The organism is Paenibacillus ginsengarvi, assembly GCF_003626695.1.
Taxonomy (GTDB): Bacteria; Bacillota; Bacilli; order Paenibacillales; family NBRC-103111; genus Paenibacillus_AB; species Paenibacillus_AB ginsengarvi.
The window spans coordinates 382,908-404,098 of the sequence record NZ_RBAH01000002.1 but is presented as its reverse complement, the minus strand read 5'-3'; the positions used below and the strand labels follow the sequence as shown (position 1 = coordinate 404,098).

Sequence of the window (21,191 nt, the reverse complement as noted above, 5' to 3'; positions counted from 1 at the left end):
AACCTTTTTCATTTTTAAACGTATTACCATGGATGTGAAAATTAGATTGCGAGATGATCCGGAGAGGAAGTTCTAAGAAATGCCCCATGAGCAGACAAGCGGTTGGCGGAAAGACATCGCACCTTACGAAAGACCACATCTGAGGCATAGTATGTGGCAGATTACGAATACGGTTATCCCTTTTTTATTGCTTTGGTACTTTGCCTATGCGAGTTTATCGATTTCCTATTGGCTTTCGTTGCCGCTAACCATCGTTGCAGGATTATTTCTCGTACGGATATTTATTATTTTTCATGATTGCTGCCACAAATCTTTTTTCAAAAATAAGCTGGCCAATGAGATTGTCGGGACGATAACCGGCATACTGACTTTTTGTCCGTTCTACCAATGGCGCCACAGTCACGCTGTTCATCATGCGACCAGCGGCAATCTGGATAAAAGAGGGACAGGAGATATATGGACGCTAACGATGGACGAATATGTGTCGTCGTCTACGCTGCGACGGCTCGTTTACCGGCTTTACCGCAATCCGTTCCTTATGTTTACGATCGGCCCGATCTACATTTTTTTGATCGATTATCGGTTTAACCGGCCGCGCGCCGGGTTTAAAGAACGTATCAATACGTATATTACTAACGTGGGCATCTTTGGCGGAAGCGCATTGCTTTGCTGGATGATTGGCTGGCAGGAGTTTCTCCTCATCCAAGGCCCGATCTTTTTCGTTTCGGGCGTGGCGGGCATTTGGCTATTTTATGTGCAGCACCAGTTCGAGGAATCTTATTTCGCAGAAGAAAAGGAATGGGACTACGTGAAAGCGGCGCTGCATGGAAGCTCCTACTACAAGCTGCCGAGAATTTTGCACTGGATCACTGGCAATATCGGCTTTCACCATATTCACCATTTGAGTCCAAGAGTGCCTAACTACTATCTCGAATCGGTGCATAACAGCAATCCTCGACTGCGCGATGTTAAGACGATTACTTTGCGAACGAGTCTGGAATCGCTTCGTTTCCGGATTTGGAATGAACAAAGCAAGAAATTCGTAGGGTTTGGGGAGATCAAGAAATTTGCGGTTAAACGCAAAGCAAAGAAGGCATTCGAAGGCTGAATGCCTTCTTTTTTATGTGAGCCCGGTATGGGCGATAACTAGGTGGTGCAAGTCCACTACAGGCTTGGCAGTAGGAACTGTTAGCAGAGGGCAAGGGCGTCGGCAGCGAAGCCGAAGACTCAGAGGTTCCGGCAATGGAACTGGACTCAGGGAAAAGAAATCATAGGCTTCACGAATTTTAATCAATAAGGTTTAGATTCTGTGACAGGAATTTGTCAACATTTTCATTTAAATATTTTTAAAATAAAATCAATTGGTTTGATTCTGGTAAACCATGAAAACAGCCCATCTCTTTTAAGATTTGCACTATAGTTCTGGAAGTTCTTGTTCCTGAATGAAAATCCTCAATAGAAAGAAACGGGCCATTCTCGCATGCTGCCTTAATAGCTTTTGCGGCGTTTTCACCTACTCCTTGCAGCGCCGAGAATGGTGGAATAAGTGATTTGTCATATACAATAAACTTATTATAATGGGATCGGTACAAATCGATATTTTGAAAAATATATCCGCGTGCCGTCATCTCAAGGGCGTTTTCCAATACCGAAATACTATTTTTCTCCCTGGTAGTAGCTTCGAACCCTTTCTCTTCAATCTCTACAATTCGCTTGAGGATAGCATCATAGCCCTTTCGAAACAATTCTACATCCACGTGCTCGATACCATCTACTGTGAACAATGCCGCATAATATTCAATAGGATAATACAGTTTATAAAATGCGGTACGTACAGCTGAGATGCAATATGCTGCAGCATGTGCACGCGGAAACATATATTCAATCTTCAAACAAGAATCAATGTACCATTCCGGTGTATTAATCTTTCGCATTTCTTCCATCCATTCGTCGGTTAGACCTTTACCTTTCCGAACGCTTTCTGTGATTGTAAAGGCTAACCCAGCGTCCATCCCTTTATAAATCAGGTAAAGCATAATGTTATCCCGGCACCCAATCACTGTTTTGATGGTACAGGTTCCATTCAAAATTAACTTGTGCGCATTTCCCAGCCATACTCCAGTTCCGTGTGATAAACCCGAAATCTGTAACAGGTCTGAAAAAACCTTTGGTCTTGTCTCCGATAGCATCTGACGCGTGAATTTGGAACCAAAGTCCGGAAGTCCATAGGCCCCCACATCTGAACGGATCTGCACGGCTGTTACTCCCAATGCATCTGGTGAAGAAAACAAACTGAGCACCTTCGGATCATTCATGGGGATATTTAACGGATCCACACCGGTTAGTTCTTGCAGCAGACGCATCATGGTGGGGTCACTATGACCGAGAATATCCAGTTTAAGTAGATTTTCTTCGAAAGCATGATAGTCAAAGTGCGTCGTCTTCCACTCGGATTTCACATCGTCAGCTGGGTATTGTAACGGTGTTATTTCTTCGGCTTCAATGTAATCCGGAACAACCACGATGCCTCCCGGGTGTTGACCGGTATTTCTTTTCACCCCCGTACAACCAGATGCTAATCGGAGGACCTCAGCCGTACGCCATTTCTTTCCGTGGTCCTCTTCATACTTTTTCACATAACCATAGGCTGTTTTCTCAGCAACGGTTCCTATTGTACCTGCCCTTACCACATTTTTGTCACCAAACAGAACTTTCGTATAATTATGGGCGACGGATTGGTATTCGCCAGAAAAGTTCAAGTCAATATCCGGTACCTTATCACCCTTGAAGCCGAGAAAGGTCTCGAAGGGGATATCTTGGCCATCACCAAGCATAGTTGCACCGCAGTTAGGACATGGTTTGTCCGACAAGTCGAATCCACTAGAGATACTGCCGTCGGTGAACCATTCGCTCGTTTTGCAATTGGAACATAAATAATGTGGGGCCAACGGGTTAACCTCGGATATGCCTAGCATCATGGCTACGATGGACGAGCCGACAGAGCCCCTGGATCCCACAAGATACCCGTCCTCGTTCGATTTCTTAACCAGACGTTCCGCTATCAAATACAGTGTGGAAAACCCGGCTTTGCTAATTGGCACTAGTTCCCGTTCAAGTCGATTGATTATAATCTCTGGTAACGGATCGCCATAAAGATGGTTTGCTTTGTTATAACATTTCTCCCGGATTTCGTTATCTGCATTGTCCAAAATGGGAAAAAACGGTTTCTTGGGAAAGAGGTCAACTGTCTCAATCTCATCAGCGAGTGTGTTTGTGTTCTTAACTACAACCTCATAAGCTGTGTTTGTCCCGAGGAAGGCAAACTGTCTTAGCATCTCTTGGGTGGTACGGAAATGGCAGTCCGGCTTTCTCTGATCTTTCAATGGGCTGAACCCAGTTATGCCGTGGATAATAATGTCCCGTTGAATTCTATTCCGCGGGTGCAAATAGTGCACATTGCCAGTAGCAATGACTGGTTTTCCCAGCCTGCGACCAATTTCCACAACAGAGCGATTGGCCTGCTCCAATTCCATCCGCGACCCAACTAATCCTTTCTCTACCAAGTGTAAATTGATTTCAATGGGCTGAATCTCCAGCACATCGTAAAACTCAGCAATCCGCTCTGCTTCCTCCTCTGTTTTAAACAGAACTGCCTCGAAAAATTCCCCCTTCTCGCATCCGGAACTGATGATGAGACCATTACGCAGTTCGGCAAGTCGGCTTTTAGGGATGCAAGGGATCTTGTTAAACTGTTCCGTATAGGATAAAGAGAGCAGCTTGAAGAGATTTTTCTTGCCGGCCGGATTTTTGGCATAGAGGCAGCAATGAAACGGCTTGATGTTGGTCAAGTCCTTACCCACATTTTTATTAAGATCCCGAAGATTTGTAAGTCCACTACCTGCGGCATCCTTGAGTAATCCAACTAGTACATGACCAAGGGCTTCCGCATCGTTTACGGCCCGGTGATGGTTAACTAAACCGACCTTATATTTATTCGTTAACGTGTTTAGTCGGTGGTTTTTCAGTGCGGGGAACAGCTGTCTAGCCAATTCGAGGGTATCCAGCACCGGGTTTGTCAGTTCTGCCATCCCTAGTTTCTTTAAATTGGCCTGCATAAAACCCATGTCGAATCTAGCGTTGTGGGCTACCAGGACAGTACCTTCTACAAAAGCGGTAAACTTGAGAAGCACTTCTTCTAATTCAGGCGCATCGATTACCATCTCGTCGGTAATATTGGTCAGTTGTTGGATGTTATATGGAATTTTCTCATGCGGATTTACGAAGGAAGCGAATTTTTCTACAATTTTACCATCCTTCATTTTAACTCCGGCGATTTCGATTATTTTGTTGGTGACAACCGAAAGACCAGTGGTCTCAATGTCGAATATCACATACATTGCGTCGGCGAGGGGCAGATCCTGTTCTGTATGAACCACAGGTACGCAATCGTTAACGACATTGGCCTCCAAACCATAGATAAGCTTGATTCCTGCGGCTTTAGCAGCTTTAGCAGCTTCAGGGAACGATTGGACCACTCCATGATCAGTAATGGCTATGGCTTTGTGTCCCCATTTCGCCGCCTGCTTGATGTAGTCTTCTACATGTGTGACCCCATCCATAGCACTCATGGCAGTATGAAGATGGAATTCTACCCGTTTCTCCTCAGCTTCATCCGCCGGTTCCGATGGTCCGAGAATTTCAGCTGCATCCGTCACAAATAGACACAGTTCCGGGGGGTTCATAAAACGGTCGTAATCTACCTTCCCTCTCAATTTTACCCATTTACCGTCTGTCAATAAGTCGAGAATCTTTTCGTCTTCCTTAGTCTTGGCAAAGACCTTTGCAGACAGAGAGTCGGAATAATCCGTTAACGAAAAGCTATATAAAGTGCTGCCGGATTTTAACGCCTTCTTCTCCAAACCAAATAAGACACCCTGTATGGTTACCCGTCGTTCTTCTTCCTGGATCTGCTGGATCGGCACAGCCGGATCTTGAATATCGTAGCCATACACTAATTTGTCTGGGTCTGGTTTTTCTTCCGCTACTCTCTTCTTAGTGGCGGCCCAAACATCGAACGCCACTTGCTGATCTTCCTCAACGACTTTCCGTGCGAACTTTTCCAACTCATCACTTGTCGATTCCAATACGTCCAGTTTTACGTTATACGTCCGACCAAAATAACTTTCGAAGAACATTCGTACTAGTCTGTCAAAACCACGTTTTTGCGCTAAACGAAGCGTAACTTTGTCCGTGAGCTTTATCGCTAGATTTTTATCGCTTAGATCTATCTTAGCGCATCTTAGCCAACCATTGACTGAAGACGACTGTTGCTCAACCCATTCCGCACATAAGGGCCAATATTCCTTTGTAAGAGTGATATCGTTTATATCAGGGCCGTAATGCACCACGAACCGAATATCAGCAATATGAGCATATTTCTTCATTACCATGGCACAGAATGAACAGTAGATGTCAGATGGTATGAGCGTTTCCTTATACAAATAAATCGTCCATGTACGATTTTTGCTTGAACATACGACCAACTCAATATAACCGTCAAGAAAAAAAGTCTCCCTTACATCTTGTGGGATTCCAACCTGTTGCATTATAAATTCGAACCGATCTCGTTTATCTGATTTTTTATTCATCAATGCTCCTCCCCTTTATCAATCTAAAACGACCAAGGTTTTGAGTACCATTCTTAGTTCCGACTTTGCGCTGATTTTCAACTTCATCTCAAAATTAAATATCTGTAAGAATGATTCATTGTTCGATATATCAAATAACTCAACGATTATTAAAAATGGATTTAAAATATTGTGTTGATAATCAACTCAAAATGACCTCAATCATTCTCCAAACTCGCTCAACAACTTCAATCCGTTCATTTCCAAATATATGCAATGTTGAGTTGAATGTCAACACATCGCAATTCTACAGTCTCCATAGGAAACAATTCATCTTGTTGCCCCCAGTCGGTTAACCATGCACCTATTGCATTGCCGTAAACGCAAAAAAGAAGGCCGCCAATCGGCGGCCTTCACAAACGCTGTTGTTAAACTAACTTACTCCTTATGCTACTGGGTCGACCGCACAATCAAACTGGAACGTAGGTCAACCTGATTACCTGCTCGCCAATTCGATCGTTTGCTACGAGGCGCAGCGGCGGCCGGGGCCCGGCGAAGAACGGCTTGCCGTGACCTAGCACGACTGGATGGAAATAGAGTCGATACTCATCTACGAGACCGAGCTCCGTTAGACTGTGCGCCAACTCCGGCCCGGCAACTTCAATCTCCCCTTCATACTTAGCCTTCAGCCCGCGTATGGCCGCCGCGAGGTCGCCCTCGATCAGAGAGGCGTTCGGACCGACGGACTTTAACGTCCTCGACACCACCCACTTCGGTTTGCTTTGCCATGCCGCTGCGTATTCTCGTTCCGGCGCATCCCATACATTTTGGTTTTCGTCCCAATATCGCATGGTCTCGTACATGCGGCGCCCGTAAAGGCAGCCCGCCAGGCCGCGCACGTCGTCGATGAAATGACGGAATAACACGGGGTCGGGCTGAAAGGCCGGGTGGTCGTGGTCTACGAATCCGTCCAGAGACTGGTTCAATGCGAAAACGATCTTTGCCATGCGACTATCTCTCCTCCCTGGTTTTCTTGCACATTCGTCTTCAGGATTACACTTCCCATATGTAAGCCTCCTTTATGTCTACATTTTATCATCCAACAGCATGCCCGGTTTCTCATGGATTGCTAATGTTCGTTCGTCGAGCAAGAGAGGCATGCCGAGCTACAAAGGCAATCTCACCCTGAACGTAGTCCCTGCGCCCGCTTCGCTTTCCACATGAATCGTCCCCCGGCCTGCCTCGACGATGCTTTTGGCGATGGTGAGGCCGAGCCCGTGGCCGCCGATCTGGCGCGTCCTGGCTTTGTCCTGCCGGTAAAATCGGTCGAAAATGCGAGGCAGCGCCTCCGGTTCGATGCCGATCCCATTGTCCAACACCTCGAGGATCAGCAAGCGTGCCCCCTTTTCTTCGCGCTCCGCCAGCCTCACATCCACCCGGCCATGCTCCAGCGTGTATTTTATGGCGTTATCTATTAACAACACTAACAATTGATTCATTTTCTCCGCATCCCACTCGACATGGATAACCTCGTCGGCCTGGAGGCGCACGGCGATGTCCTTGGCCTGCGCCAGCGGCTGGAGCTTCCGAATCACTGCGGCGGCGGCTTCGTTCAGTTGGAACCGCGAGCGGTTCAGCACGATCTCCCCGGAATCGGATCGGGCCAGCTGCAGCAGTCCCGCCGCCAGCTTAGTGATCGAGTGTACCTCCTCCTTCATCCCTTGAAGCATTTGACGGGCGAAGGGCTCGCGCTCCAGCGCCTCCTCCAGTTGAAGCGCCTCGATGGAAGATAGCAGGACGCTAAGCGGCGTCCTCAGCTCGTGGGAAGCGTCGGCGACGAATTCGCGCTGCCTTGCGTACGCCCGTGCGATGGGAACGATCGCCCGCCGGGCCATCCGGTGGCTGAGCCAGAGAGCGAGCAGGAAGAACAGCAGCGCCAGCCCAGGCAGGAGCAGCAGGAGCCAGCGGAACAGATCGTGCTGAAACGTTACTTCCTTCCCTATATACAACATGCCTACCCGTTCCCCTTTATGGGTTAGTCCCCGAGCGGTGACGATGAAGCGGCCCTGTTCGCCAGGTCCCCCCTCGCCGGCCGAAGGCTTCACTACCGTGTGCAGCGCGATCTTTACGACCCCTTTCCCCCGAAAACGCTCTTGGTCGATGTACGCCATCACCTGAGGGCGAAGCGCCGGCTGAATCTCGTTCCCCAGTTGGAGATTCCGGTTCTCGGCGATTAAGTAATAGAACGACTGGTCGGAGCTGATCGAGAACGCGTCCTCGATCTCGCGCGGAGGCCGCCGATTGGGATCGCCGTCCTGGTCAGCCCAGCGCTGCAGCGTCTCGATCTCGCTGTTCGCAAGCGTATTCAAGCGGTGATATTGATCGCTCCAGATGAACAAGTACAGCAGGGTGTAGACGATGAGGACGAATAGGCTGAGGAACATCACGAGAACCCAGCTGTACTGCCAAGTCAGCTTGCTGCGGGTCCGGTCGAATAGATCGGCTTCCGACAGCCGTTTGCGGATCGCGCGCCAGTTAAGCATCGATTTTGTACCCCACGCCTCTCACGCTCTGGATCAGGTCGCGGGATTTCGTAGGTTCCAGCTTCTTGCGGATCAATTTCACCGTAGCGTCGATCGTCTTCAGATTGACGTCCGCATCCAGTCCCCAGACCTTGTCCAGGATCACATCGCGGGTCAAGGTGCGACCCCGGTTCTGCAGCAGCAGGTCCAGAATCTGATATTCGCGCGGAGACAATTGGATCGTTTGCTCCCCCCAGACTACGATCTGACTCGTCCGCCTCAGCTCGAGATCCTGTACCCGGACGACCTCCTCCTGCAAAGGTACAAAGGTGCGCCGCATCAGCGCCCGCAATCGCGCCAGCAGCTCGTCCATCTCGAACGGCTTGACCAAGTAGTCGTCTGCGCCTGCATCCAGTCCCTCTACCCGGTCCTGCAGCGCATCCCGAGCCGTGAGCATGAGGATCGCCCCGTCGTACCCGGACTTGCGCAGCCGGGCGCACGTCTCGCGGCCGTCTCCTTCCGGCATCATCCAATCGAGTACGACCACATCGTAGCTGGAGGCTTTCGCGTAGTCGAACGCCTCGTTGCCGGTCGTCACCCAGTCGATGGCGCAGCCGGTTTTCCTCTTCAACAAATGTACGGTGAGCTCGCCCAACCGCAGGTCATCCTCCGCCAACAAGAGCTTCATGCTGCCGCCCCTTTTCCAGGAATTAGATTCTAGCCAAAAGTATACCGGAACGACTTTCAGCTTTCACCATATTTTCACCAAGTCCAAGTAACATAGGGGTCAAGGAAGAACAATCCCAAGTGAAAGGAACGATGAAGGATGAAAAAGAAGATGCAAGTTTTGATGATTGGAACGGTAGCGGCCCTGTTGATTGTAGGCGGAGGCAGCGCGATCGGTTGGAATCATGCGTGGGCGGCTGACGCCGTTTCGGATCAAACGGTACCGAAGCCGCCTCGCGAGGGCGGCCAGCGGAAGCCGCCGGGCCAAGGGAAGCCGAAGAAGGACGAGCGGAAGGACGACCGCCCTTGCCCTGAATCCTCCGCTCCGGACGCGGCTCCGGCACCCGGCGCCGAGGGCCGTGGCGGACGACCCGCACCCGCCCCGGGAGGCTTGGGCGGACCTCGAGGGCCTCAGGCTCCCGCTGCCGAGCCCCAAGGCGAACAAACGGTGGCCGTCTCCGGCGGATACGAGACCGACCCTGTCGATCACGGCCGGCCGGTTGTGCTGATCGCGGCCGCACTCGGCGTGCCGACCGAGGTGTTCCGCGAAGCGTTCAGCGGCGTGAACCCGGCCGGGCTGGACCGCGGCCCCACGGCCGAGGAGGCCCAGAAGAATAAGGCCGCTTTGATGAGCGTCCTCGCTCCCTACGGCATCACCAATGAGCGGCTGGACGAAGTGTCCAACTACTACCGTTACAACGGCAGCAAAGGCCAGCTCTGGCAGCACCAGCCGGCGACCGCCGAGGCCATCGTCACCGATGGCGTCCTCACAGGTGTCGCGATCACCAACCCCGGCTCCGGCTACACGTCGGCTCCGACGATCAAGGTCAAAGCCCCGGACGGCACGATCGTGAACGCGGTCGCTACAGTGGCGTATACAACCGACTTCCGCACCAACGGCAGCCTTACCTCGATTACGCTTAAGCCGTAACGGCATATAGCAAGGAGCCCTCCCGATGGTTAGTCGGATAGGGCTCCTTGACGTTTAGTCCTTATAGGGCGGTGCGAGAGTCAATATTTTTAATTCGAACACGGTCAGACGATATCCTCTGGGGCAGTTTGATAGGGGCTATAAATGGAGTTAATAGCTGATATCGAATATGTTCATTTTACTATAGTGTTCATATAAGGTATGGTACAAGAGTGACACTTTATTTAATTGTTGTTGGGAGCGATCAGTGTGGAGAGAGTGGTTGGAACGGTTGTTAGAGGGCTTCGTTGTCCCATTATTAATAAAGGGGACTGTATTGAGGATATCGTAGTAGACAGCGTATTAAAAGCGGCGACCGTAGAAGGCTTCGCCATTAAGGACAAAGATATCGTAACCGTTACCGAGTCTGTAGTTGCACGCGCACAAGGCAATTATGCGACGATCGATCATATTGCAGCCGATGTGCATGCCAAGTTCGGCAATGACGCTACCATTGGCGTTATATTCCCGATCTTAAGCCGCAACCGGTTTTCGATCGTACTGCGCGGCCTCGCCAAACGCGTTAAAAAAATCGTGCTGATGCTCAGTTACCCGTCCGATGAAGTAGGCAACCAACTGGTGGATATCGATCTGCTGGACGAGAAAGGGATTAACCCTTGGACCGACGTTCTGACCGAAGCTCAGTTCCGGGAAGCTTTCGGCTACAATAAACACCGTTTCACAGGCGTCGATTACATCACGTATTACAAATCGCTGATTGAAGATCAAGGCACGGCATGTGAAGTTGTCTTCTCCAACCATCCGAAGACGATTTTGGAGTACACGAAGGACGTTCTGACTTGCGACATTCATTCGCGATTCCGGACGAAACGCATTCTGAAAGCAAACGGCGGGCAGAAAGTGTACAGCCTCGACGAGATTTTGTCTTCCCCGATCGATGGATGCGGCTTTAACGAATCGTACGGCTTGCTGGGCTCTAACAAATCGACGGAGGAAAGCGTGAAGTTGTTCCCGCGCGACTGCCAGCCGATCGTAGACCGGATTCAGCGGACGCTGTTCGAAAAGACAGGGAAACAAGTAGAAGTTATGATCTACGGAGACGGGGCTTTCAAAGACCCCGTCGGGAAAATCTGGGAGCTCGCCGATCCTGTAGTATCTCCTGCTTATACGGCTGGTCTTAACGGAACGCCGAACGAAGTGAAGCTGAAATATTTGGCGGATAACAACTTTGCCAGTCTGCGCGGCGAAGAATTGAAACAAGCGATCTCCGCCTTCATAACCAATAAGGAAGCGGACCTGGTAGGCGCTATGGAGTCGCAAGGTACAACCCCACGGCAATTAACCGACCTGATCGGTTCTTTGTCCGACCTCACTTCGGGCAGTGGAGACAAAGGTACGCCGATTGTGTACATTCAAGGCTACTTCGATAATTACACGAAATAGGCTTCAGGAAAATAGAAACGGCGGTCCGGAACCTGGATTGAAGGTTCCGCACCGCCGCTTTTTGTTTTATTCAATGAACTTCAGTTATACAGAGCAAATTCAGAATGTTTCTTAATGGGTCTGAACTCTACAAGACCTATCCGTTCGACGATCACATCGATCGGACGAAATTGGTTTTTAATAATATCTAATGCCCTAATTCCTTCTTCTTTTGAATGATTAGTCGTCATAGTACAATGAGGAACCCATTTTCCGGGAAGGTAATGCACCCATTTTTCCTCATCGTATTCATTCGTAAGTTCATGAACCATTCTATGTATACTCAGTAACTGTTCTGTTACAACTGGAGCTAAGAAAACAGTTCCTTCATCAGTCAAGAACGTGCCTAGACTGCTTAAGTAGAGACTAAACGAATTAGCCTCTTGTGAAATTCGATTGAGGATTGAATTGATTTTGTTGACGTCTACTTCGTTAAACACTGCTAAAGTAATATGAGGTTGGCTGCCGGACTCAATCAGATAAGAACCTGCTCCTTGTTCCCTCAAAATGGACCAAGTATGAACTATTTTTAATGAGTTTGCTCGATCAAAAAAAAGCTCGATAGCAAAAGCCACTGCTCTTCCCCCTTGTTTTCAACTCTTGCGCCACTATATCAGATAGCTCTCAAAATGCGCCTCAACCCTTCTCGCCACCTTATCTACAGAATCTGAACCATCCACTTCGATATAAGGTAATCCTCGCGATAGGACTTCTTGACGAAGATACTCCCTCAAAAGAGCTTCTCGACCAAAAAAGTTGCTCTGGAATCGTTCCGGATCACTCGATCTCATTCTCAGTTGCGGTTTATCTCTCTTGGCGGCAGACTCAAGGGCGAACTCCTCGGTCGGCAAAAGCCATATCGCCTGATGGATGTCCGAAAGTAGCGGCCGGACCAGTTTTGGAAAAAGTCGAGGTCCCTCCACCAAGATTTTGGGCCATTTAGGCATGCCCTGAAGATCCTCGCAGATCATGGGGAATCGCTCGTCGTTGGTGGTGAGGATATCGTGAAACATGGCCTCGGGTGTGGTATATACCCAAGTATCGTCGATCGTCTTACCTAACCCGCTGTACATCGCGGGATGTGACGCAGGATCGGCACGAGCGATGAAATGGTTATGCTCATGGAAATCGCAAGGGTATATTTGCCAGCGATGCCGTTCTGCGAGTATACGCATAACCGTGCTCTTGCCCGAATCCGAAGCACCGCCTATCCACAGTACATGGGATAAAGAATCCTTAAGCTCCTTAGTAGCTTTAAACCCTTCTGACAAGAGCAATCATCTCCCGTATCTCATTTTTGTCACAAAATGACTTAAAAGTATACCTGCGTATAATACAAGGATTCGAAAGCAACTGATATGCTGATTAAAGACTTCAATTATAGTGAACTATCGGGAATAAAGCTGGACTAGGAGGAGTAACCGTGTACGAAACATCTGTACGGAAACTGCAAGAAGGTGACGTTTTAGCCAAACCAATCGTTGGGATCAATGGAATGATGATATTGGGTCAGGGAACACAGTTGACCCCCTACTATATCAAGCGACTTATCGAACGTGGTGTCAATAAGGTGCATATCGAGCAAGAGCGTGTGACAAAGCCAGCGATCAAAACGGGCTACCAAATGCCCAGAAGGAATCGTGATTTCATTTATAAAGCTGTCATGGCCCGTGTAAACACGTTCATGACGAATTCGGTCGAGCTCAGTACCTGGAAGCAGGCCCGTCTCGAGCATCTGCTTCGTCAAGCAATCGTCGATATTCTAGCACAGCCCAAGGCGGTTGAACTGCTGTTTAGTCTTTACGAATACGATCCGTACCTGTTTGCGCATTCGCTTAATGTCGCAATATGGTCGGGGTTAATGGGCATGGAACGTGCCTATAATAGTGCACAAATGCTGGAGTTGACGCTCGGAGCCTTGCTATTTGATATCGGGATGACCCAGATGCCAGTTGATATTGTTCAGAGCGACGGAATGTTGTCAGAGGATCAATGGCTTAAAATGAAGGAGCATACAAGCATCGGCTACCACATCATGCTTGGTGTGGAAGGGATGCCGCAATTGTCGGCAGAGTGCGCTTTACAACATCATGAACGATTTGACGGATCGGGTTACCCACAGCGTCTTCCGGGAAGAGGTATAACCGAATATGCGCAGATTGTCGCGCTTGCCGATTGCTATGATGCCTTGATTTCCAGCAGAAGACATCGCGGCGCCTACAAGGTTCAAGAGGCGATAGAGTTTATGTTTGCTGCGGGCAACTATTATTTTGATGCCGAGCTTATCAGAGACTTTCTCAAGCCCATTATCGCCTATCCATTATCGAGCATATTGACGCTAAGCAGTGGTCAGATCGGCGTTGTTTCATCCTATCGCTCAGCGATGGCTCATCGTCCGGTCGTGCGAATCATTAGAGAGTCGAACGGTAACGCTGTCATTACGCCTTACGAGCTCGATTTAGCGAGTGCCTGCAACATTACGGTCGTATCTTGCACTTGCACAGCTTAGCTTGACTTGACATAAGCTCCAGGGTTGCCACAAATGAGCCATCGGAACACCTTCTTGCCATTTGTTCGTTATGACAAGAAGGTGTATCAAGTCCGGACACGCATCTTATTCGAAACGTTTGACTGTCAAAGCTTGCTGCCCGAGCTGCTTCCAGGCTTCCACGAAAGGGGCTTTCGCGACCTGCTCCGCCTTTTGTCCGTTTAGCGGATTGTTGATGTACACGTACTCCTCGTCGTAACCGACAAGCAGAACCGCATGCTCCTGAAAGGTAGCTTTCACCTCTTTGCCCGAAGATGTCACCCAGCTCACCCATTGTTCGGTCGGCTGGAAGTCCTCCGTCGTCCAGATGATAACGGGTCGGCCGTCTGCTACGGCCCGTTCAACCTCTTCGAAACGCTCCCCGGTCAAATTCAAGCTGCCCGGCTCGTACACCCGATCCAAAAGCTGTGCCAACGGTCCGTTATTCACGGAGTACCCGATTCGTTCCCCTACCATATCTCCTACAAAGCCCAAGTCCGGATCGCCCCAGGAGAGGATCGCGCCCTCCTCGTCAAAAATGGGCTCAGCCGGATCCTTCGGCAGAAGCACTGCCAGCTCTTCTTTCGAATAAGGAAGATCGAGGAAAGAGAATAGCATGGCCAAGCTCGTTACTTCGCATCCGTTTAAAAACTCGGGAAACTGCAAGATCAGTGGAGCATCCACCAGAGCTTGCACCGGGTATTTGTGCGGATCAGGAAGGACCGTATCCGTATCCGGCGCCGCCAGCGCTTCCATAACGAGGGGACGGTTCATCTGGGCCTCTGTTTGCCGCTCGGGCATCGTTCGGCTGCAAGCGCCAGTATGAAATAGGATCAGGCTGCACGTTAAAATTTGGAAAACCATTTTCGAATGGTTCATATGGATCACTCAACACGCTCAATTTTGGAAAGACAGAAGTCTTCCCAATGATCTCTAGTATTCTGTGAATGTGGATTAGCGGGAATTATGATTTTTTCCGTTGGCAGGTAATAATATTTTTTTTGGGTATGCTTTTGCAATCCTGATATGTTCTTTAAGTTCCTTTGAAAGGTTCGATAAAAAGATTGTATCTGCTTATTAGGATTTTTTGATATCATCCGCATTTGTATAAGTTCTCGACTTTTATCGGTTTCTCTGCCGCCGTTAACTTCAATAGAATAAGAGCTTGGCGCATCATAAAAATATCCGAATTCTTTGATGCGTGTTATGTCTTGTAAGGGATAGCAGGAAAAGAAAAAAGAGTTATACGCAGTATTATCAAAATAACTGACGAACAAAGCGATATTATTACTTTCAAGAGATATATATTGACGTTCACCCTGTGCGTTAACAAAAATTTCTGCATATAGTTTAACTTCATGCCTGAGCATGGCAGTATGGCTCTCAGTAAGAAAATCCATAATAGGCATCGAAATATTAAAATAGATAGCTATACTATTTTCCTCCTCATCCAAAATATAAGCTCGAGTTAATAGTCCCGCTTTCCATAATAACATATAATTCCACAACAATAGACGCGCATAATAACCAGTATGTTGCGGTAACTTGCCCGGACCCCCAGACCTGGTTCGATGTGGCTTTGCGGCCAAATCGTCTAACCGAATATGTCGCGCACTTCATCTGTAACCGTGCGAAGCGGCTGTCCGACGAGCCTGGCCAGGTCTTTGGAGACGAATCGCATATCGGAATACGGCAGCATTCGGTATACATGATTTTGATAATCGTTGTCCGTGCGGCGCACTACTTTTCTGCCTGTAACCTCCGAAATGGAACTTGCCAGATCGTCCAAATTCCAAGTCCGCATCGGGGCCAGCTCGTACGTTCGATCCTCATGTCCTTCCTCCGTAAGAACGACAGCGGCGGCATGTGCCAAATCCCAACGAGAGGCGGTATTAAAAATCCAATGCCCAGGAGGACTGACCAGAACCCCGCTTGCAGCCGCTTCCCGGATTCCAAGCAGCTTCACGATATCCGTATAATAAGCATTCCGCAAGATCGTATAAGGGATGTTCGACTCCCGTATAGCTTGCTCCGTATCCAAATGAAGTTTGTGAACAGACAACCGGCCCTTCTCCGGGGAACATATACTGGTATAAACAATGTGCTTGATTCCGGCTTGGCGAGCAGCTTCGATGACCGAGAGATGCTGCTGCAGACGAACAACGTCATCCATACAAGGGGAGGATACCATCATCAGCTTGGCGGCACCGCGAAAAGCGGGTTCGAGGGATTCCGGCACATCGTAATCGCCATAACGAATGCCCAGATTCGGATCTGTATACTCTTCCGCGATAGGAGGCTGTCTGACGCTAAGGATCAGGTCTTCGGCACGGCAGCGGAAAAGCAGCTGCTTCAGAATCAATTTCCCCAGATTGCCGGTTGAACCGGTTAATACAATTTTCATAAAACCAACCCTCTCTAATGGATAAAAGTTAAATGTTTAACTATATGGGCGCAAGGAAGAAGTTACTCCTTCCTTAGCTGCAATTTGCGCAGAAGCGACAGCAACAGCTGTATCTCGTCCGCGTTCAAATTTTCCATCCGCTTCTTGATGACAGCCCGATTGCCCGGCAATACCTCCAGCAGCAGATTCTCTCCATCCTCGGTAAGCAAAATCCTGCGCTTGCGGCCATCCTCCGGGTCACTGACACCTCGAATATAACCCTGCTGCTCTAGCGGCACCAGCAGAACACTGATATTGGGCTTCGTTACTCCAATCCGGGCCGCCAGGGCGGAAGGGAGAATCGTACCGCCGGCTTTGGCGATCTCAACCAGAATGCGGATTCGCGCTCCGTTTATTCCCTGCGAGGACCAATATCGTTCCGAAACGCCGACAAGCTCAGCCGTTGTCTCCACCATGCAAAAAAAAGCTTCCACCTCTAACGGCTGCCGGGACACATAACGCTGAAGAACGTCCATCTTCCAAAACCTCTGTATATAGTTTAATGTTTAACCAGTTTCAGTGTACTCTTGTTTTTTTGCTTTTGTCAACAAACATAGTTCGTTGATCTTCCCGCCCGATAAGAACGTTATATGCGGCGTTTGAACGTTTCGGGTGGAGAGCCCCAATACTTAGCAAACACTCTCGAAAAGTGGCTCGTATCCTGAAAACCGCTTTCGGCAGCCGCTTCGTACACTTTCATCCCGGATTCCAGATACGATCGAGCCCGGTTCATCCGCTGCATCAAAACGTAACTGGAGAACGGCTGCCCGACATGCCGCTTGAACAAACGGCTCAAATAAAACGGATGCACATTGGTTCGCAGCGCGACCTGCTGTAAAGAAAGCTTCCGCTTCAGTTCGGCGTCCACGATCGCCAGCACCTGCCGGATCACCGGGTGTATGTCGGCACCGGCCGGTGGACGTGCGAAGTCCATCATCCGCCAGGCAAGGCGGCAAAGCAAAGCGAGTCCCTGAGCCGGAGACCGAATTCTATGCATCGTGTAAACAGACTCCAAGTCTTTGCCCCACACCTCCGAAGCCGTCCAGCCGCGACGTTTCATATGGCTGATGAACAAGGAGCAGCCGTGCAGCAGGCGCAGCCGCCAGTCGTCTCCTGCATGATTCCACCAGTTCGAGAGCAACATGCCGAACGCTTCCCTGTCTGTTGTCTCGAGACCCATAATCAGCTCCTCGTCGGCAACGGCTCCCGACACGGCAGCTTCCGCTTCCGCCTCTTCCGGCAGACCTGCAACCGGATCGATCAGGCTCACCTTCACCCTCGCTCCCGTCCGCGCAACATCCGTAACTTCCAGTTGAACGCATCGGGTTTGTCGGATATATCGCCATCCGGATCGCGACTTCCCTTTGTCTCCTGTCTTATTTTCCGGAAGAGGCATCCCGTTCAGTTCGATGCGGACAGGTCGGCCGCTGGTGAATATGGACAGCTCGTAGCTTCGTTTATCCGGCATTCCTGCATACGATCCGCTTCGAGGACCGATATTCAGCAGGACCTCTCCAGCGTTCGCCTCGCATATAACTTCTGTAAGGGCCGCAAAGCCCTGCTCATGAGCCAGCGTAACCCCGTCATCCTCATACATCGTAAACTGACTGCGCTCTCCCGGATATATATGCAGCGCCATGCGTTTAATCACCGTTTGATCTGCATAGTCAACTTCCGGCCACAACGGTACAATCGCGCCTTCGCGTACAAATAAGGGGCCTCCCACCTCATCGGGGATCGTGCACGAAATCGTCTGTCCACCTTCCGACGTTTCGCCCGTCCAATAGTTAATCCAACGGCCTTCGGGCAAGTAAACGCGATCGGTATAAACGGCTACAAGCAAAAACGGTCCCAGCATGTACTGCTGCCGCAGCTCCCCGCAATGCGGATCGTTCGGAAACATCAGCGGCATCGCTCGGGCAATAGGCATCCCTGTACGAGCGGCAACGTGTGCCGTTGAATACACGTATGGGAGCAGCCTGTACCTCAATTTGGCGTACTTGCGGAACATGTCGCGAAGTGGTTTTTCCAGTACGCAAGGATTCCGGAAGTAGCTGCCGCTGTTGATAAACGACCAGGGCTGCAAAAAACCGGCATGGATGCTTTCGCGCATATCCACGTTAATATGGGAAGCGGTGTGCGCATGACCCGACAAGCCCATACTGAGCGCCTGAACAACCGCCGCGACGCCGCTGTTGTATCTGCCCGATTCCAAAGCGGTGAACTGCTGAATGCCGGTATACCCCGAAACACAATGGATAAACGGTCTTTTCCCCGTTTGCTCCGCATATCCGTCATACGTTTGCTTGACCAGCAGCACCGGATACAAATGACGCAGCTCGCGATCTTTCATGCCATTCGCCCACTTCCGGTCCCGTTCCGTTTCCATGCCCATCTGACTGAATGAGGAATAACGAAAGGACGCGACCCCCTCTCCTGCGAACGGGCGCAAAAAAGCGTACCACGACTCCGACGTGTTTTCAGTCCCGCTACCGTTTGCATGGCGCGTTGCAAATTCGGTATGGGCCGTCAGATCGTAGTTGATGCAGTGCATGAGCAGCCCGAGCTTGAAGCCATGCCGCTGCAGCATGTCCACAAACGTAAACGAGCGGTCCTGGCCGCTCGTCGGCGCGGAAAAACGCGTCGAGTGCCATCGCATAGCCGTCGCTTCCCTGCTACCCGTATCGTTCCAGCCGCTGCCTAGACCGATGAGATCGCACGGAATGCCTTCCTGCCGGAACTTCAGGACGTCGTCCAGCACTTCCCGGTCATGGGTCGTCATGTCGCGAATGTAGGTCAAGCCGTACGCCCAGATCGGCAGCAGTCTTGGCTTGCCGGCAAGATCCGTGTATCGTTCCAGCAACTCCCGGTAATCGTCTCCGCCGAATACGTAAAGATCAAGCTCCCCTTCTTCGGCAGTGATCCTCATCTCGTCCGGATTCGTTTGGCCTAAATCGAATGCGTGCGGCCAGGTCGTATTGATCAATAAGGCCCAACCGCCGCTGCTCATCACAAAAGGAACCGGTACCGAGCTTCCGTCTGGCGTGGCCGAAAGCGTAGCTCGGCTGCCGCGCAGTTGAAGTCGATCGGGCACCGCATTCCCCAAACCGTAAAGCCGCTCCCCCTCCGTCAAAGTAAAGCGGATATCGAATCCCCCCTCTGCACCGATTGTCAGGCCCGACACCGTAAGCGGCAAGCGCTCCTTACCCGCCCCTCGAAACGTTATCGAACCATCAGCGCGTCCGATGTGCAGACTAGTCTGTTCGGTACGCATGATGTACATGTACTCCGTTTCCTCCGTCTCTACTGTGACGGTCAGATCCGTCTTGCGCAATATGCCGTATCGATGAAGCGTCGATTCGGCAAAATCTCCGCGAGCCTTTCCCCGGATGCGAAACGTGTGGGGCGCGACCGCGAAGGCCGCCAGCTTTCCGCGGTTAAACCAATCTATTTGCAGGCCGTGTCCGTCATCGGTCGGCGGACCGTCGCCATCGTATCTCCGCATGTCCCGTTCACTCTCCTTTTCTGATCCGATAATGGTGCCGGTAAACGGTTGGGCAGGTTATGAACATCCATGATAACAGTGCAGCCCGTTATCGATCGTCAAACAATGGTTATCGTACGCACCTACACCTCCCGCTTCCTTCTTGCTAATCTGAGGATGCACATTCAAATCAAACCAAGGGGTCGTACAAGTTGAAAAAAATAGCGGTTGCCGGCGCGGGAGCGCGTGCTCATATTCTCGTGAAACCGTTGGCCACGCAATTTCGCGAAGAGGTCGAGCTCGTTGGCATCTACGATCAGAATCCATCCAGAGCGCGCCTGCTCGCGGAGGAATGCGGACAAGTACCGGTTTACGCCAGCTTCGACAGCATGTTGCAGGAAAGCGGCACGGAGCTTGTCTTAATCACGACGATGGACAGTACGCACGATGCTTTCATTATCCGGGCATTGGAAGGCGGGCTCGACGTCATTACCGAGAAACCGATGACTACGGATGCCGAGAAATGCAAGTCCATTCTGGATGCCGAGAAACGGACCGGCCGCAATATCAAGGTCGCTTTCAATTGCCGCTATATGCCCTACATGATGCGGGTAAAAGAGCTGTTGGACGCCGGTACGATCGGAGACATCCTCAGCGTGGACTACAACTGGTATTTGGACTCGAATCATGGCGCACAGTATTTCCGGAGATGGCATCGCCATATGAGCAACAGCGGCGGGCTACTCGTCCATAAGTCGACCCATCATTTCGATTTGGCCAATTGGTGGCTGCGTGATGAGCCCATTGAAGTAAGCGCCTTCGGCGAACGGCGCTTTTTCGGCCCGACGCGCGAGGAACGCGGCTTCCGCTGCTTGAATTGCAGCTTTGCAAGCACGTGCGAGTTTTATTTCGATATTACAGAACATTCGTTCAACAACGACTATTTTCATCAATGCGAGGCCGAAGACGGCTATATCCGCGATCGCTGCGTGTTCGGCGACGATATCGATATTTACGATACGATGTCTGTCCATGTCCGTTACCGGAAAGGTACTGTCTTGAATTATTCCCTGGTTGCGCATAGCCCGTATAAAAATTGGACCGCCACCTTCAACGGCACCAAGGGTAGAATCGAGGCCGGCGAATATTACACCGGCGACAGAGCGGACGAACCGACGCAGCAGATTCACCTTTTCAATCATAGAGGGGAAAAAGTCGTGCATGAAGCCCGAAAAGCAACGGGCTCGCATGGCGGGAGCGACGACCGGATCCGCAAAATGTTCGTCCAGAACGAGCCGACCGATTCGTTGGGGCAGCGGGCCGGCTCCTGGGAAGGCGCCCTATCCATGCTCATCGGAGTAGCGGCGAATATTTCGATCCAGGAACAACGCAAAGTAACGATCCAAGAGCTGTTGAATTCGAGTGCAATCACAAGCCATCGGTGACGAA

The 21,191-nt window shown here is 50.4% G+C and carries 16 protein-coding genes; 5 read left to right on the top strand and 11 right to left on the bottom strand.

Annotated features, from left to right (window positions below; translation table 11 throughout):
• The first annotated feature begins 79 nt into the window (after positions 1–79).
• Positions 80–1,108: a Delta(5) desaturase DesA gene (gene desA, locus D7M11_RS04870; protein WP_120746040.1), complete on the top strand. Its 1,029-nt coding sequence runs from the start codon at positions 80–82 to the stop codon at positions 1,106–1,108.
• A 238-nt stretch (positions 1,109–1,346) separates the two neighbouring features.
• Here the strand turns inward: desA and D7M11_RS04865 are convergent, their stop codons facing one another.
• From D7M11_RS04865 to D7M11_RS04850, 4 genes are all read right to left on the bottom strand, one after another.
• A complete protein-coding gene (locus tag D7M11_RS04865; RefSeq protein ID WP_193556110.1) occupies positions 1,347–5,648 on the bottom strand; it encodes a PolC-type DNA polymerase III in 4,302 nt (1,433 codons plus the stop codon).
• A 449-nt stretch (positions 5,649–6,097) separates the two neighbouring features.
• On the bottom strand, positions 6,098–6,634 hold the full coding sequence (locus D7M11_RS04860; protein WP_120746038.1) for a dihydrofolate reductase family protein: 537 nt from the start codon (positions 6,632–6,634) through the stop codon (positions 6,098–6,100).
• A 159-nt stretch (positions 6,635–6,793) separates the two neighbouring features.
• Positions 6,794–8,170, bottom strand: coding sequence for a sensor histidine kinase (locus D7M11_RS04855; protein ID WP_120746037.1), 1,377 nt, complete (start codon positions 8,168–8,170; stop codon positions 6,794–6,796).
• Entirely contained in the window at positions 8,163–8,837 is a 675-nt protein-coding gene (locus tag D7M11_RS04850) for a response regulator transcription factor (RefSeq protein ID WP_120746036.1), read from the bottom strand. Before D7M11_RS04850 ends, D7M11_RS04855 begins: the two co-directional genes overlap by 8 nt.
• A 138-nt stretch (positions 8,838–8,975) precedes the next feature.
• Here D7M11_RS04850 and D7M11_RS04845 point away from each other — a divergent pair, with 138 nt between their 5' ends.
• Together D7M11_RS04845 and D7M11_RS04840 are read left to right on the top strand one after the other, a co-directional pair.
• Positions 8,976–9,806, top strand: coding sequence for a hypothetical protein (locus tag D7M11_RS04845; RefSeq protein WP_120746035.1), 831 nt, complete (start codon positions 8,976–8,978; stop codon positions 9,804–9,806).
• A gap of 249 nt (positions 9,807–10,055) precedes the next feature.
• Entirely contained in the window at positions 10,056–11,249 is a 1,194-nt protein-coding gene (locus D7M11_RS04840) for a coenzyme F420-0:L-glutamate ligase (protein ID WP_120746034.1), read from the top strand.
• 80 nt (positions 11,250–11,329) lie between these two features.
• Here the strand turns inward: D7M11_RS04840 and D7M11_RS04835 are convergent, their stop codons facing one another.
• Together D7M11_RS04835 and D7M11_RS04830 are read right to left on the bottom strand one after the other, a co-directional pair.
• The gene (locus D7M11_RS04835; protein WP_120746033.1) at positions 11,330–11,863 is read right to left on the bottom strand and encodes a 2'-5' RNA ligase family protein; all 534 of its coding nucleotides are present in this window, start codon (positions 11,861–11,863) and stop codon (positions 11,330–11,332) included.
• A 33-nt stretch (positions 11,864–11,896) separates the two neighbouring features.
• Complete coding sequence (locus tag D7M11_RS04830) at positions 11,897–12,559, bottom strand: hypothetical protein (RefSeq protein ID WP_120746032.1); 663 nt, start codon at positions 12,557–12,559, stop codon at positions 11,897–11,899.
• A 152-nt stretch (positions 12,560–12,711) separates the two neighbouring features.
• Here D7M11_RS04830 and D7M11_RS04825 point away from each other — a divergent pair, with 152 nt between their 5' ends.
• Positions 12,712–13,797, top strand: a complete 1,086-nt coding sequence (locus D7M11_RS04825) for an HD-GYP domain-containing protein (protein WP_120746031.1) — start codon at positions 12,712–12,714, stop codon at positions 13,795–13,797.
• 105 nt (positions 13,798–13,902) lie between these two features.
• Here D7M11_RS04825 and D7M11_RS04820 read toward each other — a convergent pair whose 3' ends face one another.
• The 5 genes from D7M11_RS04820 to D7M11_RS04800 all read right to left on the bottom strand — a co-directional run bounded on the left by D7M11_RS04820 (position 13,903) and on the right by D7M11_RS04800 (position 19,763).
• Positions 13,903–14,616, bottom strand: a complete 714-nt coding sequence (locus D7M11_RS04820) for a C39 family peptidase (RefSeq protein ID WP_205127028.1) — start codon at positions 14,614–14,616, stop codon at positions 13,903–13,905.
• A gap of 83 nt (positions 14,617–14,699) precedes the next feature.
• Positions 14,700–15,311, bottom strand: a complete 612-nt coding sequence (locus D7M11_RS04815) for a hypothetical protein (protein WP_147433395.1) — start codon at positions 15,309–15,311, stop codon at positions 14,700–14,702.
• Positions 15,312–15,409: 98 nt separating this feature from the next.
• The gene (locus D7M11_RS04810; protein WP_120746028.1) at positions 15,410–16,219 is read right to left on the bottom strand and encodes an NAD(P)H-binding protein; all 810 of its coding nucleotides are present in this window, start codon (positions 16,217–16,219) and stop codon (positions 15,410–15,412) included.
• Positions 16,220–16,281: 62 nt separating this feature from the next.
• Positions 16,282–16,734 carry a MarR family winged helix-turn-helix transcriptional regulator gene (locus tag D7M11_RS04805; RefSeq protein ID WP_120746027.1) on the bottom strand — a complete coding sequence of 151 codons (453 nt, stop codon included), beginning with the start codon at positions 16,732–16,734 and terminating at the stop codon, positions 16,282–16,284.
• A gap of 110 nt (positions 16,735–16,844) precedes the next feature.
• Entirely contained in the window at positions 16,845–19,763 is a 2,919-nt protein-coding gene (locus tag D7M11_RS04800) for a TIM-barrel domain-containing protein (RefSeq protein ID WP_120746026.1), read from the bottom strand.
• Between the two features lie 191 nt (positions 19,764–19,954).
• Here D7M11_RS04800 and D7M11_RS04795 point away from each other — a divergent pair, with 191 nt between their 5' ends.
• Positions 19,955–21,187, top strand: a complete 1,233-nt coding sequence (locus D7M11_RS04795; RefSeq protein WP_120746025.1) for a Gfo/Idh/MocA family protein — start codon at positions 19,955–19,957, stop codon at positions 21,185–21,187.
• Positions 21,188–21,191 lie beyond the last annotated feature (4 nt).

What these genes read in the sequence shown, in the direction of transcription:
- D7M11_RS04850 (WP_120746036.1), bottom strand. Translation starts at nt 8,837, where the DNA reads ATGAAGCTCTTGTTGGCGGAGGATGACCTGCGGTTGGGCGAGCTCACC.
- D7M11_RS04805 (WP_120746027.1), bottom strand. Translation starts at nt 16,734, where the DNA reads ATGGACGTTCTTCAGCGTTATGTGTCCCGGCAGCCGTTAGAGGTGGAA.
- D7M11_RS04810 (WP_120746028.1), bottom strand. Translation starts at nt 16,219, where the DNA reads ATGAAAATTGTATTAACCGGTTCAACCGGCAATCTGGGGAAATTGATT.
- desA (WP_120746040.1), top strand. Translation starts at nt 80, where the DNA reads ATGCCCCATGAGCAGACAAGCGGTTGGCGGAAAGACATCGCACCTTAC.
- D7M11_RS04845 (WP_120746035.1), top strand. Translation starts at nt 8,976, where the DNA reads ATGAAAAAGAAGATGCAAGTTTTGATGATTGGAACGGTAGCGGCCCTG.
- D7M11_RS04815 (WP_147433395.1), bottom strand. Translation starts at nt 15,311, where the DNA reads ATGTTATTATGGAAAGCGGGACTATTAACTCGAGCTTATATTTTGGAT.
- D7M11_RS04865 (WP_193556110.1), bottom strand. Translation starts at nt 5,648, where the DNA reads ATGAATAAAAAATCAGATAAACGAGATCGGTTCGAATTTATAATGCAA.
- D7M11_RS04820 (WP_205127028.1), bottom strand. Translation starts at nt 14,616, where the DNA reads ATGCCCGAGCGGCAAACAGAGGCCCAGATGAACCGTCCCCTCGTTATG.
- D7M11_RS04860 (WP_120746038.1), bottom strand. Translation starts at nt 6,634, where the DNA reads ATGGCAAAGATCGTTTTCGCATTGAACCAGTCTCTGGACGGATTCGTA.
- D7M11_RS04855 (WP_120746037.1), bottom strand. Translation starts at nt 8,170, where the DNA reads ATGCTTAACTGGCGCGCGATCCGCAAACGGCTGTCGGAAGCCGATCTA.
- D7M11_RS04800 (WP_120746026.1), bottom strand. Translation starts at nt 19,763, where the DNA reads ATGCGGAGATACGATGGCGACGGTCCGCCGACCGATGACGGACACGGC.